The 22469-nt window shown below is 46.0% G+C and carries 19 protein-coding genes and 1 tRNA gene; 3 read left to right on the forward strand and 17 right to left on the reverse strand.

Annotated features, from left to right (window positions below):
• Positions 1–65 precede the first annotated feature (65 nt).
• From RF007C_RS01950 to RF007C_RS01970, 5 genes are all read right to left on the reverse strand, one after another.
• Positions 66–974: a LysR family transcriptional regulator gene (locus tag RF007C_RS01950; protein ID WP_026052902.1), complete on the reverse strand. Its 909-nt coding sequence runs from the start codon at positions 972–974 to the stop codon at positions 66–68.
• A gap of 181 nt (positions 975–1155) precedes the next feature.
• Positions 1156–2379 (reverse strand): hypothetical protein, encoded by a 1224-nt coding sequence (locus tag RF007C_RS01955; RefSeq protein ID WP_037296757.1) that lies wholly within the window; start codon positions 2377–2379, stop codon positions 1156–1158.
• Positions 2380–2843: 464 nt separating this feature from the next.
• On the reverse strand, positions 2844–4913 hold the full coding sequence (locus tag RF007C_RS01960; RefSeq protein WP_037296760.1) for a heavy metal translocating P-type ATPase: 2070 nt from the start codon (positions 4911–4913) through the stop codon (positions 2844–2846).
• 136 nt (positions 4914–5049) lie between these two features.
• A complete protein-coding gene (locus RF007C_RS01965; protein WP_037296762.1) occupies positions 5050–5346 on the reverse strand; it encodes a DUF6110 family protein in 297 nt (98 codons plus the stop codon).
• 105 nt (positions 5347–5451) lie between these two features.
• Positions 5452–6204: a helix-turn-helix domain-containing protein gene (locus RF007C_RS01970; RefSeq protein WP_152537129.1), complete on the reverse strand. Its 753-nt coding sequence runs from the start codon at positions 6202–6204 to the stop codon at positions 5452–5454.
• Positions 6205–6616: 412 nt separating this feature from the next.
• Between RF007C_RS01970 and eno the strand changes: the two genes are divergently transcribed.
• Complete coding sequence (gene eno, locus RF007C_RS01975; protein WP_037296767.1) at positions 6617–7915, forward strand: phosphopyruvate hydratase; 1299 nt, start codon at positions 6617–6619, stop codon at positions 7913–7915.
• Positions 7916–7981: 66 nt separating this feature from the next.
• On the opposite strand, the gene RF007C_RS01980 is transcribed toward eno, so the two are convergent.
• From RF007C_RS01980 to glgB, 5 genes are all read right to left on the reverse strand, one after another.
• Positions 7982–8761, reverse strand: coding sequence for a ZIP family metal transporter (locus tag RF007C_RS01980; RefSeq protein WP_037296769.1), 780 nt, complete (start codon positions 8759–8761; stop codon positions 7982–7984).
• Between the two features lie 65 nt (positions 8762–8826).
• Positions 8827–9624: a class I SAM-dependent methyltransferase gene (locus tag RF007C_RS01985; protein ID WP_037297041.1), complete on the reverse strand. Its 798-nt coding sequence runs from the start codon at positions 9622–9624 to the stop codon at positions 8827–8829.
• Positions 9625–9760: 136 nt separating this feature from the next.
• On the reverse strand, positions 9761–10231 hold the full coding sequence (locus RF007C_RS01990; protein ID WP_051456478.1) for a metal-dependent transcriptional regulator: 471 nt from the start codon (positions 10229–10231) through the stop codon (positions 9761–9763).
• Positions 10232–10566: 335 nt separating this feature from the next.
• Positions 10567–10655 (reverse strand) — tRNA-Ser (locus RF007C_RS01995).
• Positions 10656–10744: 89 nt separating this feature from the next.
• The gene (gene glgB, locus RF007C_RS02000) at positions 10745–12547 is read right to left on the reverse strand and encodes a 1,4-alpha-glucan branching protein GlgB (protein WP_037296771.1); all 1803 of its coding nucleotides are present in this window, start codon (positions 12545–12547) and stop codon (positions 10745–10747) included.
• 243 nt (positions 12548–12790) lie between these two features.
• On the opposite strand from glgB, the gene aroC reads away from it, so the two are divergent.
• On the forward strand, positions 12791–13888 hold the full coding sequence (gene aroC / locus RF007C_RS02005; RefSeq protein WP_037296774.1) for a chorismate synthase: 1098 nt from the start codon (positions 12791–12793) through the stop codon (positions 13886–13888).
• A gap of 52 nt (positions 13889–13940) precedes the next feature.
• Positions 13941–14975 (forward strand): 3-deoxy-7-phosphoheptulonate synthase, encoded by a 1035-nt coding sequence (locus tag RF007C_RS02010; protein WP_037296780.1) that lies wholly within the window; start codon positions 13941–13943, stop codon positions 14973–14975.
• A gap of 328 nt (positions 14976–15303) precedes the next feature.
• Here the strand turns inward: RF007C_RS02010 and RF007C_RS02015 are convergent, their stop codons facing one another.
• From RF007C_RS02015 to trpB, 7 genes are all read right to left on the reverse strand, one after another.
• Positions 15304–16452, reverse strand: coding sequence for a hypothetical protein (locus RF007C_RS02015; RefSeq protein ID WP_037296781.1), 1149 nt, complete (start codon positions 16450–16452; stop codon positions 15304–15306).
• 52 nt (positions 16453–16504) lie between these two features.
• Entirely contained in the window at positions 16505–17842 is a 1338-nt protein-coding gene (locus RF007C_RS02020) for an aspartate kinase (RefSeq protein WP_037296782.1), read from the reverse strand.
• A 148-nt stretch (positions 17843–17990) separates the two neighbouring features.
• Positions 17991–18599: a phosphoribosylanthranilate isomerase gene (locus RF007C_RS02025; RefSeq protein ID WP_037296784.1), complete on the reverse strand. Its 609-nt coding sequence runs from the start codon at positions 18597–18599 to the stop codon at positions 17991–17993.
• Position 18600: 1 nt separating this feature from the next.
• A complete protein-coding gene (gene trpC / locus RF007C_RS02030) occupies positions 18601–19377 on the reverse strand; it encodes an indole-3-glycerol phosphate synthase TrpC (protein ID WP_037296786.1) in 777 nt (258 codons plus the stop codon).
• An 8-nt stretch (positions 19378–19385) separates the two neighbouring features.
• Positions 19386–20405 (reverse strand): anthranilate phosphoribosyltransferase, encoded by a 1020-nt coding sequence (gene trpD / locus RF007C_RS02035; RefSeq protein ID WP_037296787.1) that lies wholly within the window; start codon positions 20403–20405, stop codon positions 19386–19388.
• An 88-nt stretch (positions 20406–20493) separates the two neighbouring features.
• The gene (trpA, locus tag RF007C_RS02040; protein ID WP_037296789.1) at positions 20494–21270 is read right to left on the reverse strand and encodes a tryptophan synthase subunit alpha; all 777 of its coding nucleotides are present in this window, start codon (positions 21268–21270) and stop codon (positions 20494–20496) included.
• A complete protein-coding gene (gene trpB / locus RF007C_RS02045) occupies positions 21263–22453 on the reverse strand; it encodes a tryptophan synthase subunit beta (protein ID WP_037296791.1) in 1191 nt (396 codons plus the stop codon). Before trpB ends, trpA begins: the two co-directional genes overlap by 8 nt.
• Positions 22454–22469 lie beyond the last annotated feature (16 nt).

Consider the following 22469-nt stretch of genomic DNA (forward strand, 5'->3'; position numbering starts at 1 on the left):
ATAGCATATCGGCCAGAAATGTGTTAATATCAAAAAGAAATGCAGTACCATAGCCAAAAGCTATATCAGGAAGAGTAGTTTGCGATATATTCCTTAAGGTGTTCAAGATACCTGAGAGTTATCTCATTCATCTGACGGTCGATGGTTATATAGCCTATCTCCATACTTTCATCGCTTTCAAGAGGAATGGAAACGATGTTGCTTCCGTTGAGATCCGAGCTGAGTATACCCGATGAGATGGTATATCCGTCAAGGCCGATGAGAAGATTGAACAGTGTGGCTCTGTCCGATACAATTATATTTTTCGGACTTTCCGCTGTGATATGGAGCTCCTCGGCAAAGTAAAACGAATTTCTCACGCCCTGGTCGTAGGTAAGGCGGGGAAAGGCTTTCAGGTCGTCCAGTGTGACCGATTTCTTCCCTACAAGAGGATTGCTCCTGCTGACAAAAACATGAGGCTCTGCCGTAAACAGCGATACGAACTTCAGCTCCTCATTCTGAAGGATATGCTTTATTACCTCACGGTTGAACCTGCTTAGATACAGGACTCCTATATCACTGCGGCGGGTGCGGACGTCCTCGATTATCTCTGCGGTCTTCAGCTCTCGCAGGGAGAATTCGTACTTGTCACGGCCGTACTCCCTGACAAGCTCCACGAATGCGTTGACTACAAACGCATAATGCTGAGAAGATACTGCAAAGGCTCTGTTCGGCGGCGGCGCGGACTTGTACTCATTTTCAAGCAGCTCGGTCTGCTCGATTATCTGTCTTGCATAGGAAAGGAATTTTGTGCCCTCCTCGGACATATACACGCCTCTGTTGCTTCTGTGGAAAATGGTTATACCCATTTCCTTTTCCAGCTCGGCAACAGATTTTGAAAGGCTGGGCTGCGCTATAAACAGGCGTTCCGCCGCCAGTGTTATGGAACCCGTTTCAGCTATCATTATAATGTACTTCAGTTGCTGCAGTGTCATTGACTGACCTCCCAATATAAAATAAACGGCAGCTTCAATGCCATTATCATTATATAGCGTTATTTTTTTATTGTCAATATTTAAAGCATATGATAATACAGCTGCTGTTCGATCATTCCTGACATAAAATGCTCCCTCCGGAGTCTTGAATTCCGTAGGGAGCATACCGTTTTCACCGTATTTATTTGCTGTTGAGCCCATTAATTTTCACATCGCCGTCGATATAATTCTTTATTCCTGTAGCACTGTAGCTTTTAGCATTTCTTAATCCGCCTCTGAGCTTTTTGGAGATCTTATAGTTTATTATTGCAGAAGCTATGAAAACAAATGATGAAGCACCAAACAATGAAAATACAGTAGTTATCAGCAAAGCAATCGGTACAGACATATAATCTTCCTTCACAAAGAAATAACAAAGAATGAAGGTCACTGCCATCAAAAACACAAATATCAGCAGCCCGTAAAGCTTAGCCTTATAATTAAACGGAACATCGGGAGAAGCAAATTCACCTGTCTGACCATTCATTGCAAATGTGTAATCCTGTCCTTTATACGCAACATTCAGAAACCATATCGGAACAAGATAATAGGTCAGCTTTTTATCGCTTATCACACTTTCCTTAACTGCCATGCCCGGAATATAGTCTCCTCCCGCTGCCAGAGCAGCTCTTGCGGAGCATACCTGTTTTACCTCTTCATCGGCGTGATTCATAGCATTTTCGGCTCCGATGGAGTACCTGCCTGCATAAAATCCCGTAAGACATGATTCGGTGAAGTCTTCCGCATCATCAAACTGAAATGGTGCAACAGAATAGAAAATATCCTTCTTTATATCTGTTCCCAGTATAGGAAAATCCTTGATCCTGAACCTTACGCTGTCGGAAGTTCCGCCCACCGAATCGCAGGTACAGCTGTATACCCATATAGGTATATAACAGCCCACAATACCGTCTGTGACCGACGATGCCTTGAATTCATCGGGAGCATAGACTGAACCTGCAATGTTCTGTCTGTACTTCTCGGCAAATTCCTCTGCTTTTCTCCTGAACGGTATGACCTTATCGGGACGCAGATCCCCGGCAAAATTTGAAGAAACAACTACCTCATGATTGCAGAAAGGACATCTGGCCGAAGCAGAAGTATTCTTTGTTATGATATTTCCGCCGCAGGAAGGACAGGTATATTCCGCAAGCTGTTCAAGTATATTCGGTTCCCATACATATTTGGTGCGCTCCACCCAGTCAAAATCCGATAGCTTTTTATCGGACACTTCATTGAAATGGGAACGTATATATTCAAAGTCGTAACTGTTTGAGCAAAAAGTGCAGACCATGCGCTGTTCGTTAATGTCAAAGCGCATCGGTGCTCCGCAGGACGGACATTTGTATTCCGAAACTTCTGCCATACTATCGCCACCTGCCATTATTACAAATTCATCAGAATTATAACATATAACATCATTCAAGTCAAGAATTTGAATATGCTTCTGTTTTTAAACAGAAATTCCAATAGTATGCTCGGACTCAAATACTCCTAATTCACATTCTTCAATTAGTTATGTTTATAGCTTAGCCGCAAAAGACAGAAGGGCATTCCCCGGGGATCTTTTTATCCTGTTTTCTCGCTTTTGTCTGCCTTGATGCAGTCACTATAGGCCAAGTGTTGAGTTCCTGTGCTGTCCTTATAAAGCGGATAAGCACGTACATACCATGTTTGACTTTGTCCGTGTGTATTTCAGGATCAACTCTTTCTCAGAAAGACAGAGACAGGGATGTCAGAACAAAGGGAGCTGTAAAATCTGCACTTGGAAAAGCTAAAGTATGCAAAAAAACGCTCAGGCCCCCCACTGAGCGTTTCATTATATCCGCTTTATTTCAGCTCTGTCATACTTTTTAAGCCTATAGCAAGTGTCGAAGCATTATGCAAAAGTGCAGATGTCGCAGGTGGCAGGACTCCAAGGACACCAAGTCCGATAAGTCCGCCATTAAAGCCTATTATAGTTCTGTAATTCCAATGAATACGCTTCATAAGAGCATTGCTCAGACGTTTCAGTTCGACAAGAGCATAAAGGTCATCAGCAGATATAGTTATATCAGCTATCTCACGGGCAATGGCAGCTCCTGTGCTTATGGCTATGCCTGCATCAGCCTCGCTCAGTGCAGGAGAATCGTTGACACCGTCGCCTATCATTACGACCGTTCTTCCCGCATCATGCTCTGCTCGGATAAATGCAGCCTTGTCTTCCGGAAGCACCTCTGCATGATACTCGTCGACTCCGACTTTTTCAGCAACTGCTTTTGCTGTGCGCTCGTTGTCACCTGTCATCATTACAACCTTTGAAATGCCATATTCGTGAAGTTTCGATATAACTTCAGCCGCTTCCTTACGAAGTGGGTCTTCAATGCATATAACTGCCGCAACTTCGCCGCCTATTGCAAGATACAGATGTGAATACTCCTCAGGCAACTCATTGTATCTTTCATCATCGGGCTCGGTGCAGTTCTCGTCCTCGATGATGAAATGATGGCTTCCGATGAGTACACGCTCATTCTCTACCATGCTTGATATTCCGTGTGCAACAACATACTCAACACTTGAGTGGAACTCCTCATGTTCAAGACCCTTTTCAGATGCCGCAGCTACAACAGCGTTAGCTATAGAGTGTGGATAATGCTCCTCAAGGCAGGCTGCAAGACGCAGCATTTCATCCTCGTCACGTTCTCCGAAGGCTATGACCTTAGCTACTCGCGGGCTTGAATGAGTAAGCGTTCCCGTTTTATCAAAAACTATGGTATCTGCTTCTGCAACAGCTTCAAGAAAACGTCCTCCCTTCACTGTTATGCCGAATCTACTGCAATCACGCATTGCTGAAAGCACGGAAATAGGCATCGCAAGTTTCAGAGCACATGAAAAGTCAACCATAAGGATAGAAAGTGCTTTTGTGGCGTTCCGTGTGAGAAGCCATGTGAGAAGCGTTCCGCCTAAACTCCACGATACAAGCTTATCCGCAAGATGTGAAGCCTTGTCCTCGGCAGAGGATTTCAGCTTCTCTGACTCCTCTATCATCTTCACGATCCGGTCATAGCGGCCGCCCCCTGCGGTATTCTCGACTCTGACAGTACACTCGCCGTCCTCTACAACTGTTCCTGCGTAGACGTAAGCCCCCTCGCTCTTATGAACCGGCACAGATTCGCCTGTCATGGAAGACTGATTTACCATTGCGTCGCCCGATACAACCTTACCGTCAAGCGGTATCATAGAGCCTGTTCTGACTACTATCATATCACCCTTGCGGACTTCGTTAACTGACACAAGAACCTCCTGTCCGTCAGCAGTCTTAGTCCAGACCTGTTCCACTCCGAGAGACATAGTCCTTGCAAGGTCATCAATTGACTTCCTGTGTGTCCACTCATCGAGGATATCTCCTACATTCAGCAGAAACATCACCGAGCCTGCGGTCTTGAAATCACCACGGAACAGTGATACTCCGATAGCAGTTGCATCAAGTACAGATACTTCAAGCCTGCCTTTCAGCAGACATTTCAGTCCCCGAAATATGTATTTTGCAGCTTTGATAAAAGCAATTATCCTGCGTATAGGCTGGGGCAGTATCAGTTTATTTATATATCTTCTTATAACCACAGCGGCAAGTTTTTCCTCATAATTCTTGTTAAGTTCTCTTCCTGTACGCTCGGGAACAAGTGATATTTTTTCCTCACTTTCAAAAGAAAAGCATGACAGTTCCTGTATTACCTTCTCCCTCGGACAGGTGTATGCAATGATCACATCACAGGTACGTTCAAATACCTGAACCCTTGTTACTCCTATTACGGCAGACAGCGCATATTCCGCAATATCTGCCTGCCTGACGGTCATTCGCTTTATGCAGAAGCGTACTCGCATACGCCCCTTTGATTCATGCATTATCTTGCATTTCATATTATATCCTCCTATAAAAACAGACCGGAGAGGAGCCCCCTCTGGCGGCTAGTGGCATAAAATTACCGAGCCCATAGTTTTAGACTCGGTAACCCGCTTTTTGCCAACAGAAGCCAACTTATCGGTCTGTTTGGGTTTATTCTGCGCTTGTATCAGCTATCTCTTCACTCTCGTCTGCGATAACGGCAGCTTCTTCCACAGCAGCTCTCTGTTCATTTATATCTTTTGCATCAGAAAGGATATCATCACAGTTTTCACGAACAGTCGTTACTGTTTCCATAACATTATCCTTTGCGCGAAGCACAGCAGCAGTTGCATGAGTGTAGCACTTCTTTGCGTCCTTGCTTGAAAGCACACGTATACCTGCTGTACCGAAAAGAACTCCGCCTGCAAACAGGCCTAATTTTTTCCATGGGATATCATTGAATTTCATAAGATCACCTCAGTAATAAGTCGGAAGATTTGCTTTCTTTATATTTATGATAACATATACAGCAAATGCTTTCCGCTCTGAATAGTCATGAGTTGATATATGATACTAATACGCCAATTTTTCGTGTATCAAGCGATTTGTCAGACTCGATGCATTTTTATGCTCCGTTTGGTAATACTTGGGATTGACTCCCATAACTTCACGGAATGCACTTGAAAATTTGCTTGCATTGCAGTATCCTACTTCCTCTGCAATATCGATTATACGCATATCAGTACCGCACATAAGCTCAGCCGCGCAGAACATTTTCCTGTTCTTCACATAGGTATAAACAGGACATCCAAGAACCTCTTTAAACCCGCTTTTCAGCGCAGTCTGATTTATACCGAAAATTTCAGAAAGCTGTGCTATAGTAAAATGCTCAGATACATTCTGACAAATAAAAGCCCCCACCTGTTTTATCACTTTCTGCTGTTCCGTAAAAGCTCTTTTCTGTTCACTTAAAAGCATAAACAGTTCAAGTAGTTTTATTCTAAGCATAGAAATTTTGTACTCATCAGATTTATAGTATATCTCAGAAAAAAGTTTCTGTATTTTTTCATCAGCATCGAATATATGCTGTTCACAGTATTGTATATTTCTGAATATATCGGGAATATCAATAAACTCTGCAACAGCCTCACTATTGCATCGTAAATCGATAAGCAGAGTTATCCCACGTTGATCTGCCGAACATGACATCAGATATTTTTGTGTATCGTCATGCATACAAATAAAATACTTTTTATCCATGACATAATAGTATTCATCGTTAAGCCGATATTCACAGACGCCTTTTATGCAATAGCTTATTTCCATAGTATTATCACATGAAGTATGATAAATATCTCCGACTATAAGTTTAATATCGGGGAACAGCTGATATTCCGCCACATAATCACCGCCGTCAGTTAGTGTTTTATAACAATATAAATATTATCACTTCAAAACTCGGGTGTCAACGATAAAAACAGATTTTTGTATTGTTATATATATCAAACATTAATAATAATAGTATTTTTGTTAGTGCATACAAATATTATATACACTAATTGACTTTTACTTCAGGCGATGATATAATCTAACTGTTAGTTGATTCTAACGGAATAAATCATTATAGCAGGCTCCTTTCAGGGTCAAAAAAGATAAGGTTTAAATGTCCCGCATAAAAGAGCCTGCAGCGTCAATAATGTGAGCAGTCACATTAAATATATTATAACAGGAGAAAACTATGGACTATTTGGAAATTGAAAAGGTCGTTGGACGTGAGATACTGGACTCCCGCGGAAATCCTACCGTTGAAGCTGAGATAACCCTCGCTGACGGTACAGTTGCAAGAGGAACAGCTCCAAGCGGTGCATCAACAGGCGAATTTGAAGCACTCGAGCTTCGTGACGGCGGCGAACGTTACCTCGGAAAGGGCGTAACAAAGGCAGTCACTAACATCAACACTGTCATTGCCGAGACTATCACAGGTATGGACGCTTCCGATATTTATGCTGTAGACGCAGCTATGATAAAGGCTGACGGAACAAAGGACAAGTCTAAGCTCGGTGCAAACGCGATACTCGCTGTTTCTATCGCCTGTGCAAGAGCAGCTTCCGCTTCACTTGATATTCCGCTTTACCGTTTCCTCGGCGGTATACAGGGAACCAAGCTCCCCGTGCCTATGATGAATATCCTCAACGGCGGCGCTCATGCTGACAGTGCGGTTGATACTCAGGAATTCATGATAATGCCTGTCGGAGCTCCCACATTCAAGGAAGCACTTCGCTGGTGTGCAGAGGTATTCCATGTTCTTAAAAAGCTGCTCAAAGATATGGGAGACGTTACAGCTGTAGGCGACGAAGGCGGCTTTGCGCCAAACAAGCTCACAAGTGATGAAGAAGCTATCGAGAAGATACTTGAAGCTGTTAAAGCAGCAGGTTTTGAGCCCGGAAAGGATTTTATGATAGCTATGGACGCTGCCTCATCGGAGTGGAAGAGCGAAAAAGGCAAGGGCTTCTACAAGCAGCCAAAGTCCGGCAAGGAATTCACTTCCGACGAGCTTATCGCCCATTGGGAAGCACTTGTTGACAAGTACCCGATCATATCTATTGAGGACGGTCTCGACGAAGAGGACTGGGAAGGCTGGCAGAGAATGACAGCTAAGATCGGTCATAAGGTACAGCTTGTAGGCGACGATCTTTTCGTTACAAATACTGAGCGCCTTGCAAAGGGCATCTCTCTCGGCGCAGGAAATTCTATCCTCATCAAGCTCAATCAGATAGGCTCAGTTTCCGAGACACTCGAAGCTATAAAAATGGCTCACAAGGCAGGATATACAGCAATTTCTTCTCATCGTTCAGGTGAAACGGCAGATACAACTATCGCCGATCTTGCAGTCGCACTTAACACCTGCCAGATCAAAACAGGTGCGCCCTCACGTTCGGAGCGTGTGGCAAAATACAATCAGCTTCTCCGCATCGAGGAGCAGCTTGGTGCTGCTGCCTGCTATCCCGGTATGGGAGCTTTCAACGTTAAAAAGTAATCTCCATGAACCTTCCTTCCATAATAAAACTCGCCTGCTCTTTTCAGTACAGGCGAGTTTTTATATTTATCCAAGAGCAACATCAAGTATCATCATCAGCGTAAATCCAACTGAAAACATGATAACTCCAATGTTTGAATGTTCGCCCTCTGACATTTCCGGTATAAGCTCCTCCACTACAACATAGATCATAGCACCTGCGGCAAAACTCAATAAATACGGCATTGCAGGCAGAAACAGTCCTGCAAATAGTATCGTAAGCGCTGCACCTATCGGTTCGACTATACCTGAAAGTACGCCGTCCGCAAATGCTTTGACCTTGCTTTTTCCCTCTGCATGAAGCGGCATGGAAATGATAGCTCCTTCAGGAAAATTCTGTATTGCAATTCCAAGAGCCAGCGCAAACGCTCCTCCTGCTGTCATATCAGATGATCCCGACATAAAGCCTGCATAAACAATGCCTACAGCCATTCCTTCGGGGATATTATGGAGCGTGACCGCAAGTACCATCATTGTGGTTCTTGCCAGCCTTGACCGAACACCCTCTGCTTTTTCTGCATTCATATGCAGATGCGGTATCAGTGTATCGAGAAGGAGCAAAAACAGTATACCGCACCAGAAACCGATGACCGCAGGCAAAAAGGCAAGCTTTCCTTTATCTTCTGACATATCAATTGCAGGTATGATAAGACTCCATATAGAAGCTGCTGTCATGACACCTGCAGCAAATCCCGTCAGCATACGCTGTATTCCTCTGCTCAGATTGCGCTTCATAAAGAATACGCAAGCTGAACCTGCCACTGTACCAAGAAACGGTAGCAGCAATCCTGTTATTACTTCCTGCATAATAAACTACCTTTCCGCGAATCCTTTATAATTGTAAGCGGCAAAATGACGATCTCAGAATAAAATTACCAACTGAAAGTCGCCCAGCGATCGTTCATCTTGGGAAGCAGCAGTGCAAATATCTTCGCACGGATACTGTACTTCTTCATTTCTTCATTGAAGCTGTGTTCTTCCACAAGCTGAAAACCGTCCACAAGATCAGCAATTTCCTGTCCCGACTCCGTACCTGACATGAAGTGTGCATTGGTATTTTTCACGGTATCGTGATGCTTTTCGTTCTTCTGCATCATCTTGCAGTTCTGCTCCGCAATAAGAATGCCGCCGTCAGGAAAGTTGTTTTTCAGCACTTCCAGAAACGTGCGTATCTGCTCAATCGTCAGGTACATGAACAGTCCCTCAGCAATAAATACAGGCTTTGATTTCCTGCCTTCGAGAGATTTTCTCACCTGTTCACACCAGTCATCCTCCAAAGCACTGCCTGCGATCATGGTCACACGGTCACGCTCCGGAAACGCCTTCTTTCTTGCGGATATCGCATCGGGCAGATCAAGATCGAACCAAAGTATCTTTCCGTTGTCCATTCTTGAAAAGCGGTCGTCAAAGCCTGCACCGACATTCACAATAACTGTATCGGGATTTCTTTTAATGATGTCCTTTAGCTGACGATCAAGCATTATTGTTCTTGCAATAACGCCCTCGTGGGACATGAATTTATCATACTGCGCTGTATCTATGTTCAGCGTTCTGATTATCTCGACAGCCTTACCATCTTTGATGCGGGCATTTTTCCGAAGTGTCTCATTCGCCTTGACTGCAAGGGGGATAAGTGCCGTAGTCTGTACATCACCTAATTTTAATTCCATTATAAATACTCCTTTTATATTTTTTATTCCATGCCTTTCAGCATTTCTGCCATGTCTATCTTCTTTATTCTGCGCGAGAACAGGAAGCTTCCTGTCGTTATACGATGATTTTTTACCGCTGATCTTCACTGCATCTTTAAATTCTGATGTTGTCATATTTATCCCTAGATGCAGTTAGTATAGACAAACTATCTGCCAAAAAAAATTCCTTTAGTCCGCTATTCTCTTGTGATACTATCTCAGGGTGATTATTAAGAAAGAAATCCAAAAGTGCTTTATACGACTCATCACCCATACTGTGCTCCATTTTACAAGCATCGTTCTTAGCATTTTCTTCTCCGACTCCCAGATAGCGAAGCATCAGAAGGAAAAAAATAATATCTTCCTTTTTTTTAGCCAGCCCTATACCTTTTCCTGTCAGAATAATATTGTAGTTATTGATACACTCGATATATCCTTCTTTTTCATGCTCATGTACGGCAATACTAACTGTCGGTTTTGAAACACCAAGCTCCCCCACAATATCTATACCTCTTGCACTGCCACACGTTTCCTGAATTTTCAAAATAGTTCTGAGATAATTTTCTGTTTTTTCTTTTCCGAGCATCAAGCTGCCTCCCTAATCAAGAAATCTTACTCTGATAAATAGACAATTGTAAACTAACATTATTGTTAGTGTATAATAACTTATTTTTTATGAATTATACCACATTATTATTCCTTTGTCAATATGTATCACAAGAAGCTATTCGATAATGAGCAGCTTTAGTCAAGCGCTTCCTGTGCTTCCTTTGGTGCGGACGAGAAGAATTCTTTGTATGGTTTCTGGGAGAAACCAGCAAAATCAGTTTTAAAATCGCTTGAAAATTTTTCTCTCTTGAAACAAAAAACTCCCGTAAAATCGGGAGTTTTTCTGGTAGGATCTAAATTGATTCACCATTTTGGCGCAGTGGGTGGGATTCGAACCCACGTCCCTCAAGGGGCATCGTGATTTCGAGTCACGTCCGTTATGACCACTTCGATACCACTGCATAAAATCACTATAATATTATATCACACCCGAACAACAAAATCAATAGCCTTACAAAAAATTAATAATATAACCAAAAAGGAGCAGTTCTTACTGCTCCTTTTTTAACTTCAGCAGAAACATTCTTCCGCTGAACGGCGGTATATCCATAGTCAGCCTGCCTCCGTAAGACGAAAAAGCAGTCTTTCCGTGAGGAGTCGTGCCGCTGTAAAGCTGATCGTCCGAATCGAGAAGCAGCTCCGCATCATATTTTTCTCCAACTGTAACGGAATAGCCTGACTGGAACCAATCCGAGAAGTTGAAAACAGCTAATATATCACCCTCTGCTGCCTTTCTGCGTACAGCATAAACGCAGCGGTCAACAGAATTGCAGTCAGACCACTCAAAATTGGTCGGATCGTAGTCATACCACAGCGCCTTGTGCTTCAGGTAAATATAGTTGAGCTCTTTTATGTACTCGCGGAAGGAATTGTGCAGCGGATATTTCAGCATATCCCAGTCCTGCTGACGCTTTTCGTCCCATTCTCTCAGCTGAGCTATCTCATTGCCCATGAAGTTCAGCTTCTTTCCCGGATGAACGATCATATACATATAAAGCGCTCTTGCCTGCGGGAACTTCGCATTATACTGACCGTTCATCTTCTGCGCAATGGTGGCCTTACCATGAACGACCTCGTCATGGGAAAGAGGCAGTATAAACTTCTCATTATAGAAGTAGAGCATAGAAAATGTCAGCTTGTGATAGTCTCTCGAACGGTACATGGGAGCGCTCCGGAAATAATCCAGAGTATCATGCATCCAGCCCAGATCCCATTTATAATCAAAGCCAAGACCTCCGTCAAAGACAGGCGCCGTGACCTTCGGATAAGCCGAGGAGTCCTCTGCGGCGATAACAGCCGAAGGGTGACGCGCCTTTAGTCCGCAGTTCATGGATCTGAGAAAATCTATGGCAGTCCTGTTTTCCCCGCGGTGCTCATCACCGTTCCAGTAGATCATATTTCTTACAGCGTCCATGCGCAGTCCGTCGAAATGATATACGCTCAGCCAGTAATCGGCTGCGGACTGTATAAAAGAGCGGACCTCGCCCTTTCCGTGGTCGAAATTGCGGCTTCCCCACTCGTTATATCCGATATCGTCATAAGGGTACTCATAGAGCTTCGTACCGTCATATTCAGTGAGTGCATAGTGATCCACGGCAAAGTGAACGGGAACGAAGTCCATAATAACGCCTATACCGTTTTTGTGACACTTATCCACCAGCTCCATAAGCTCCGCAGGAGTACCGTACCGCGATGTGGGAGCAAAGAAACCCGTACACTGATAGCCCCATGACTCATCACAGGGGTGCTCGCCGAGGGGCATCAGCTCGATATAATTATAACCGTATTCGCGCACATAGCCGATAAGCTCGTCGGCGATCTCCCCATAGCTGAACCAGCCCTCCGAGTCCTCATCGGAGCGCCTTTTCCATGAGCCAAGGTGTACCTCATAGATATTCATCGGCTTATCACGGCAGTCAGAACGGAATTCCAGCCATTCATCATCGCCGAAGCTGTAATCCTTTATGCTTCTAATGACAGAACAGGTTCCGGGACGAACCTCCATTCCGAATCCGTAGGGATCGCAATGGTCGATAAAGCTCCCTTTACTGTCGTAGATACGGTATTTATAGCGCATACCCTCTTCAGCGCTTTTTACCCTGAGTTCAAAGAACCTGCCGTCGCCGACGGGCTCCATGGAAAGCTCCTTCCATTGACTGAAGTCACCTATCACCGACACCTTGGAAGCATTGGGAGCATAGGTACGGAACACTGTCCCGTTTTTGCCAACATGAGCTCCCAGGTAATCATACGCTTCAAACTCATCGCCCTTGCAGTAATTCATTATGTCCATATGCTCACCTCGTCTTTCCTTGATTATATCACGATATACCGTTAAAGTCAATCTTGTAGAATTTAACAAAAAGCCCAGTGGGAAGCTATACAAAATAGCCATTTACTTTAGCGCTTTGCGTCTGCAAATCGTTAAATTTTTGTGTTGACATCCAACTGCCGAAGTGATATAATTTAATAGTATCCCGCAGCTGTATTTTTCACAGCAATTCGGGACTTTTCAGGTCAAAAAGGAGATGAAAATATGAAAAACACCTTTGGTTCAAGCGTTTCCGTAACAGTGTTCGGAGAGAGCCACGGTACAGCCATAGGTGCCGTTCTTGACGGTATCGCCCCGGGTATCCCCGTAGATGAGGAATTCATCGCACATCAGATGAAGCTCCGCCAGTCAGTGAACGCCCTTTCCACAGCCCGCCGCGAAGCAGACGAGGTAAGGATAGTCAGCGGAGTATGGAACGGCAGAACAACAGGTACTCCCCTGACCTTTATTATTGAAAATCAGGATACAAGAAGCAAGGATTACGGCGAGCTCGCCTACAAGGCACGCCCGGGACACGCTGATTTCTCGGCGCAGATGAAGTACCACGGCTATCAGGATTTCCGCGGCGGCGGTCACTTCTCGGGCAGGATAACAGCAGGTGTCGTAGCAGCGGGAGCTGTTGCGATAAGCGCCCTTCGCAGCAAGGGAATAACCATAGCTACGCATATCCTTTCCTGCGGCGGAGTATTCGACCGCAGCTTCAATAATATAGCCGAAGACGCAGAAAAGCTCAATAATACGGATTTCGCAGTTCTCGACAACGATAAGGCAGAGGCCATGAAGGCCGCTATAACTGCTGCAAAGGAAAACGGCGACAGCGTAGGCGGCAGACTGGAAACTATAGTCACAGGCCTTCCCGCAGGCGTGGGAGAGCCGTGGTTCGACTCGTTGGAAAGCGTTCTTGCCCATGCCGTTTTCGGTATTCCCGCCATAAAGGGACTTGAATTCGGCGCAGGCTTTGCTGCTGCCGATATGCTGGGAAGCCAGTGCAACGACTGCTTCCGTTCAGAGGACGGCAGTATCACCGCAGCCACCAATAACAACGGCGGCATACTGGGCGGTATCTCCACAGGGCTCCCACTGCTGTTCAGAACTGCCGTTAAACCCACTCCTTCAATATATAAGGAACAGCCGACAATAGATATAAACAGCATGAAAAATACCACACTTCAGATAAAGGGTCGTCACGATCCCGCTATCGTACACCGCGCAAGAGTGGTTATAGACAGTATCACAGCACTTGTACTTTGCGATCAGCTGGCTATGCGCTTCGGCACAGACTGGCTGGCAGAAGAAAAATAAGCAGTGTCAGGCATAAGAATACGTCCGATACCTGCACGCAACCGAAAGGAATATGAATATGGCACTCAATATAATCCGTGAGCTTCCCCACCCTTCCGATCTCAAGGCTGCTCACCCTCTTTCACAGGAACTCTCAGCCGTCAAGGCTGAACGCGACGAAGAGATAAAAAAGATCTTCAGAGGCGAATCGGATAAGTTCCTGCTTGTCATCGGCCCCTGCTCCGCAGACAATGAGGACAGTGTCCTCGACTATATAACCAGACTGCGCGAACTTCAGGAAAAGGTCAGTGACAGGATACTGATGATCCCCCGTATCTACACAGGTAAGCCGAGAACTACCGGTGACGGCTATAAGGGTATGCTCCATCAGCCCGATCCCACTGCAATGCCCGATCTTAAAAGCGGTATCATCGCTGTAAGACATCTCCACATGAGAGTCCTTTCGGAAACAGGCTTCAGCTCTGCCGATGAGATGCTCTATCCTGAAAATTACAGCTATCTTGACGACCTGCTTTCGTATATTGCTATCGGAGCCCGCTCGGTAGAAAATCAGCAGCACCGTCTGGTATCGAGCGGAGTTGACATACCCGTAGGTATGAAAAATCCCACCAGCGGTGATATATCCGTAATGATGAATTCTATTACCGCTGCCCAGCACCATCACGCCTTCATATACAGAGGCTGTGAGGTAAGAAGTGACGGTAATCCCTATGCTCACGCCATACTCCGCGGCTACGTCAACGACAGAGGACAGTCATTCCCCAACTATCATTTCGAGGATCTCAACAATCTCGCCAAGATATATGCGGAAAAAGAACTGAAAAATCCCGCTCTCATCGTGGACACCAATCACGCCAACTCGGGAAAGCAGTACGAGGAACAGATACGCATATCCAAGGAGATACTGCACAGTATGCGTCACAGCGTCGACATAAAGAAGCTCGTAAAGGGACTTATGATAGAGAGCTACCTTGTTGACGGTGCACAGAAGATAGGCGAAAATATCTACGGCAAATCCATAACAGATCCCTGCCTTGGCTGGGAAAAGACCGAGAGACTGGTACTTGAGATAGCAGACCAGTTATAATAAAAAAGGCGGATCATGTGTCCGCTGCAATAAGCAGAAAAAAAGCTGTACCTCATGGTACAGCTTTTTCTGATTTGTCCCTTACAACAAATTCTTTTTATTATGTGGGAGTGCAGATCCCTCATAAAACAAGGTAATACGGGAAACGCCTCCATTACGTTTCCGCCCAATTCCCTCCTACCTAAATTATATTATCGGCAATTTTGCATTGCAAGCTGTATATTGCTAACAATGAAAAAAGCTGTTCAAAAAATGCGGTTTTCGGCGCTGAAAATATCATTAATCTGCCATAATATCACTAAAAATTATAATTATTATACTATTTTTGTTAAAAATCCGTTATTCTCTCATATAACCTGTCGTCGAATACACCCATCACTACATCGGTATCATTTTTTTCACCGCTGCGGCTGTTCAGATCAAAGCATATATAGTCTCCCACGGCATAGACGCCCACTGCTTTGCGGACAGCCTTTCCCTTTTCCCGGAATACACCGCAGACCTTCCTTTCAAGGGGAAGAATATCCGCAGCGGCGTTGGCATCTCTCTGGAGCTCTATCAGATCCATCGGCACATATATACGCAGATTCGCAGGAGGCCCTGTCAGATGCCAGCAGGGACTGGCAGCACCCGGCAGCTCATTAAGCTCCTCAGTTCTTTCGAAATTGATCTCCGCTGTCTTGCCGCATTTCAGAAAATCATCGTCCATTACCGAATATAGGAAGCCATTTGCCTCCTGTATGTTCATTCTGTAGTATTCCGCATTCTTTTCCGCGCCGTTATTTGCAGTCACAAAATAATACTCCTCAATATACGGAGCAAACTTCACTCCGTCATACTCGTTAAGGAATTCTCTCTCCTTCAGCTTCTCAACGTCATTGTCGGTGTAGCAGGAAATAAACATACATCTGTATCCTATGTCATTTCTTGTCAGCTCATCAAGGAATTTATACTGTGCTTCGTCTGACACGTCATGACCTGTATAAAGAACATATACCGTGTAGTACTGACCTTTGAGAAAGTCAAAAAGGTTTGTCTTGTCATAGTAATCGTGAAAATACTTATAAAACATATCCCCGACTGAATTTATAAATCTGACGTTTTTATTCTCTGGGCACTGTTCCGAAAACCATTTTTCCATATCCGAACTTATCTCATCCGACTGATAAGTATCGGAACAGTATACGTTATCGGGATCAGAGAAATCTGCATTTACGCTGAATTCCCTGAGCATATATATGCAGTTCGCCGTGTATATTCTGCTCTCAGCACCACCCACTTCCTTTTTCGGATAAATGCTTCTGAATTCGGGAGTAAAGCCGTATTTATCATTCATGTAATCGTTTATTTTCTGCACTATGAGCTCATTTGATACAGTGCTTTCAGCTGTGGAGCCATGATGCTGATAGCTACAGCCGACAAATATCATACAGCATCGCATGACCGCCGCTGCGATGACTATACTTCTGTATTTCATTGTATCCTCCTGCAATGCATATTAAATAAAGGCGGCTTGCGCCGCCCTTAATTCACTGTTTTTCGGAATTGATGAACATATCGTATATCCTGCGGATAGCCTCGGGAAGATCGTTCTCGCTTACTCCGATGATAACGTTGAGCTCGCTTGAACCCTGGTCTATCATCTTGACATTGATGCGTGCATGAGCCATAGAAGCAAAGATACGTGCAACAGTACCTCTTGTATTCTTCATACGGCGTCCTACTACAGCAAGGATAGCGATACCGTCCTCGATCTCGAGGTGGTCGGGATTAACTGCTCTGCGGAGATCTGCCAGTACCTTGTCGCGTACAGGATTGAGCTTCTCAGTGCTGAGGGTGATACTCATGGTATCGATGCCCGAAGGCATATGCTCAAAGGAAAGGCCGTTGTCGTAGAGTACCTTCAGAACCTTCATGCCGAAGCCTGCCTCATTGTTCATCATAGCCTTTTCGATATTGATAGTGCTGAAGCCCTTCTTGCCTGCGATACCTGTTATAGTATGGCTGAGGCTCTCTCTGCTGAAGTCGTAGTCATCGCCTACGATCATTGTACCTGCATCCTGAGGAGCATTGGTATTTCTGATATTGATCGGTATGCCTGCCGAACGTACAGGGAAGATAGCATCCTCGTGGAGTACGGAAGCACCCATGTAAGCAAGCTCGCGGAGCTCACGGTAAGTAATGACCTCGATAACGTCGGGATCCTCAACTATTCTCGGATCAGCAACGAGGAAGCCCGAAACGTCTGTCCAGTTCTCGTATATGTCGGCTTTTACAGCATTTGCAATGATAGAGCCCGTAACATCGGAACCGCCTCTGGAGAAGGTCTTGATAAAGCCCTCTGTTGTTCTTCCGTAGAAGCCAGGAATAACAGCATTTTCAAGATTGCCGAGCTTTGCGCGTACAGCCTTTACAGTCTCATCGAGGAGGAGAACTCCGTTTGTATCGAAAACGATCACATCTGCGGCGTCAACGAAATTGAAGCCGAGATAATTTGCCAGCACTTTGCCGTTGAGGTATTCACCGCGGCTGGCAGCGAAATCCTTTGCGGGACGAGCCTTCAGCTCCTTAACGATGGCGTCGAATTCATACTCCAGTGACATATCTATGCCCAGCTCGGAAATAATGCCGTTATAACGATCCTTTATGATCTGGAAATCCTTTGAGAAATCCATGCCGCTGCCTGCAAGCTCGCAGCACTTGTAAAGCATATCCGTGATCTTTATATCGTCTGAAAAGCGTTTTCCGGGAGCTGACGGCACAACGTATCTGCGCTTGTCATCGCTCTTGATGATAGAAGCGACCTTTCTGAACTGATTGGCGTCGGCAAGGGAGCTTCCGCCGAATTTAACGACTTTATTACTCATAATATATCATCCTTTTAACATTGATAATTTTATAGCAATAACTATTATATGCCTTTTTTGCGTTAAAATCAATTGACAGAAAGCCAAAATTAGGGACTTTATAAACTGTATTTTTGGTGAATACGCTTGTACGCCAGTGGCGGACAGTTTATAAACTGTCCCCGCAGCCTCTTACCGCAAGGGCAAAGGCTTTCATTTTGCTCAGGTCCTTGAAACCGTCGGTCTCAAGGCAAGAGCTTGCATCCACAGCAAACGGCCGCAGCCTTTTTACTGCTTCCGCCGCATTTTCGGCAGTGATGCCGCCTGCAAGGAAGTAAGGGCGGCCTGCCTCGCCTATGACCGACCAGTCAAAGGTAAGACCGCTTCCCTGCCCCGAATCCAGCAGGATATGATCGGCGCAGGAGCTGAAGGCAGCTTTTATATCCACCTCCGACCTCACCTGAAAAGCCCTTATCACAGGTATCCCCATTCTCTGAAGCTCCGCTGTGTAGTCCTCGCTCTCGCTGCCGTGGAGCTGCACCATTTTTACAGCACCACCTCTTACGGCAGCAATGACATTTTCAATGGTCTCATCCACAAAAACTCCCACGGGGATAATGTCATTATCCAGCTTTTTTGTGAGCTCCGCCGCTTTTTCGGGAGAGATGTAACGCCTGCTTTTGGGGGCAAAAACGTAACCGATATAATCGGGCTTCACTGCATTTGCGTACTCTATATCCGCTTCGCGGCGAAGTCCACACATTTTTATTTTAGTCATATTATCCTTTCAGCTCGGCAAGCTTAGCCTTTTTATCTGCTGCGCGCATGAGAGTCTCACCGATAAGCACAGCATTCACACCGGCCTCACGGAGAAGCCTTATATCCTCTGCGGACTGAACGCCGCTTTCGGATACGAAGCTCACATCTGCGGGAGCAAGCTCCCGCAGGCGGCGGCTGTTGCCTGTATCAACGGAAAAGTCCTTGAGATTGCGGTTATTCACGCCTATAATGCGCGCACCTGCGGCAACAGCCGCCCGAAGCTCCGCTTCGTCGTGAGCTTCCACGAGAGCCGAGAGTCCCAGCTCATCGCATATGCCGATGTATTCTCTTATCTGCTCCTCAGAAAGTATCGAGCAAATCAGCAGAACAGCCTTTGCGCCGAGGAGCTTTGCCTCGTATATCATATACTCGTCAACAGTGAAGTCCTTGCGTATACACGGTATGCTGACAGCTGAAGCTATCTCGCGGAGATACTCGTCGCTTCCGAGAAACCATTTCGGCTCGGTGAGGACGGAAATGCAGTCCGCACCTGCCGCCTCGTAGTCTCTTGCTATCTGTAAGTACGGGAAGTTCTCAGCGATAATGCCCTTTGAGGGCGAAGCCTTCTTGCACTCACATATAAAGGCGATGTCGTCCTTTTTCAGCGCCTTTTCAAACTCAAAATCACCCTTTGGAAGCTCCAGAGCACGGCGCTTCACTTCTTCGAGAGTGAGCTTCTTTTTTGCTTCCGCCACACGCTCACGGGCATAGTCGGCAAGCTTATCGAGAATAGTCATGCTCCACCTCAGTTCTGTGACTCTGCAATGAACTTATCCATGGCAGCCAGAGCAACGCCGCTGTTGATGAGCTCGGCAGCCTTCTTAACACCCTCAGCCATAGTCTCTGCCTTGCCGCCGATATATATAGCCGCACCTGCATTGAGGAGAACAGCATTGCGCTTATGTCCCTTTATGCTGCCGTCGAGGATACCTCTTGTGATAGCAGCGTTCTCCTCTGGAGTACCGCCCTTGAGGTCGTCCTTGGTGCAGCGCTCAAAACCAAACTGCTCGGGAGTTATCTCATAGTTCTTCATCCAGCCGTTCTTGTACTCGCATACAGCCGTAGGAGCACTCAGAGAGATCTCGTCCAGCTTATCCTTTCCGAAAACTACCATACCGTTCTTTGAGCCGAGCTTCATGAGAACTTCCGCAACAGGCTCAAGCAGAACACTGTCATAAACGCCCAGAAGGTGATGGTTTGGACAAGCAGGATTTGTAAGAGGTCCCAGGATATTGAAAACTGTGCGGAAGCCAAGCTCCTTACGGATAGGACCTACATATTTCATGGAAGTGTGGTACTTCTGCGCAAAGAAGAAGCAGAAGCCTGTGCTCTCAAGGAGCTCTCTGCACTTGTCAGGGTCGAGATTGATATTTGCGCCGAGAGCTTCGAGGCAGTCGGCAGTTCCCGACAGAGAGGAAGCAGCGCGGTTGCCGTGCTTTGATACCTTGATGCCCGAGGCTGCAATAACGAAAGCCGAAGTTGTGGAAATATTGAAGCTGTGAGCGTTATCACCGCCTGTACCGACGATCTCAAGGAGATCCATATTGTGCTCGAACTTTAAAGCCGCGTCACGCATAGCAGCTGCGCAGCCTGTTATTTCATCGATAGTCTCTGCCTTTGTGCTCTTGGTGGAAAGAGCGGACAGAAAAGCTGCGTTCTGAGTAGAAGTTGTCTCGCCGGCCATGATTTCCGATATTACCTTGTACGCCTCATCGTATGTGAGGTCCTGCTTATCAACTATCTTTGCAATTGCTTCTTTAATCATAATAATAACCTCCTGTTATAAATTTATATTTGTAGGGTACGCCGCCCCTACAAGCTAACGGCTCAAAGCATAATCTTGCGCAGCAATATTATGCTTTGGATACTGCTTCTTTCATTTCTTTTACATATTCGCCTACATAAGGCGCTGCGTCCTTACCGTATTTTTCAAGTATGCGTATAATAGCCGAACCAACAATAGCTCCGTCGGACAGAGCTGCCAAAGCCTGAGCCTGCTCCGGCTTTGAGATACCGAAGCCCACTGCGCAGGGCACATTGGTATTATCGCGTACCACCTTTACTATATCGCCTATATTGGTGGTGATCTCACTTCTTACGCCCGTAACTCCGAGACTTGAAACGATATATATGAAGCCCTCTGCTTCTTTTGCTATCATAGCTATACGGTTCTCCGATGTGGGAGCTATCAGTGATATAAGATCAACTCCGTACTGCTTTGCAACAGCAGCGAACTCCTCCTTTTCCTCAAAGGGAAGATCGGGAAGGATTATACCGTCAACTCCCGTCTCGCAGCAACGTGCCATAAAGCGCTCGGCGTCGTAGGAATATACCACATTTGCGTATGTCATGAACACAAAGGGGATCTTAACGTCCTTGCGGAGCTCCTTTACCAGCTCGAATACCTTGTCGGTAGTCACTCCGCCTGCGAGAGCGCGGATATTAGCGCCCTGTATAACAGGGCCTTCCGCTGTGGGATCGGAGAAAGGTATGCCCAGCTCGATAAGGTCCGCGCCGTTTTCCGCAGCCGCACGAACCACCTTTGCAGTAGTCTCGAGGTCAGGATCACCGCAGGTAATGAACGGTATGAAAGCCTTGCCGTTCTCAAAAGCAGCTCTGATATTACTCATATATATCCTCCCCTCTGTAGCGGGCGATAGCAGCGCAGTCCTTGTCGCCGCGTCCCGATACCGTAACGATTATTATCTTATCCTTATCCATTGTAGGAGCAAGCTTCATAGCGTAAGCAATAGCGTGAGCCGACTCGATAGCAGGGATAATGCCCTCTGTGCGTGAAAGATACTCGAAAGCGTTTACAGCCTCGTCATCTGTGATCGGCACATACTCAGCTCTGCCGGTATCGTGGAGATTAGCGTGCTCGGGACCTACTCCGGGATAGTCAAGACCTGCCGAAATGGAATATACAGGAGCTATCTGACCGTACTCGTCCTGGCAGAAGTAGGACTTCATGCCATGGAAGATACCTATTCTTCCTGTGTTTACGGTAGCTGCTGTCTCGAATGTATCGATACCTCTGCCTGCTGCCTCACAGCCAATAAGACGAACTCCCTCGTCGGGGATGAAGTGATAGAAGCTTCCGATAGCGTTTGAACCGCCGCCGACGCAGGCGATAACAGCGTCCGGAAGTCTGCCCTCTGCCTCAAGTATCTGAGCTCTTGCCTCACGGGAGATAACAGCCTGAAAATCGCGGACGATAGTCGGGAAGGGGTGCGGTCCCATAACAGAACCGAGACAGTAATGTGTATCTTCGATACGTGAAGTCCACTCGCGCATAGCCTCAGAAACAGCGTCCTTCAGAGTAGCTGTACCGCTTTTTACGGGGATAACATCAGCGCCCAGAAGCTTCATGCGGTAAACGTTGAGTGCCTGACGCTTTGTGTCCTCCTCGCCCATGAAGACCACGCACTCCATATCAAGGAGAGCCGCAGCAGTAGCGGTAGCAACTCCGTGCTGACCTGCGCCCGTCTCTGCGATAAGTCTTTTCTTGCCCATTTTCTTTGCAAGGAGAGCCTGACCGAGAACATTGTTTATCTTGTGTGAACCTGTGTGGTTCAGATCCTCACGCTTTAAGTATATTTTAGCGCCGCCCAGCTCCCTTGTGAGCTTATCTGCGCGGTAGAGCAGCGAAGGTCTGCCTGCGTAGTTGTTGAGGAGCTCTGTGAGCTCGCGGTTGAACTCGGGATCGTTTTTATAGTGGTCGTAAGCCTGTTCAAGCTCTATGACCGCATTCATAAGCGTTTCGGGGATATACTGACCGCCGTGAACGCCGAATCGTCCTTTTGACTGTGACATGATATCTTTCCTTTCA

This window comes from Ruminococcus flavefaciens 007c (genome assembly GCF_000571935.1).
Lineage (GTDB): Bacteria > Bacillota > Clostridia > Oscillospirales > Ruminococcaceae > Ruminococcus > Ruminococcus flavefaciens_F.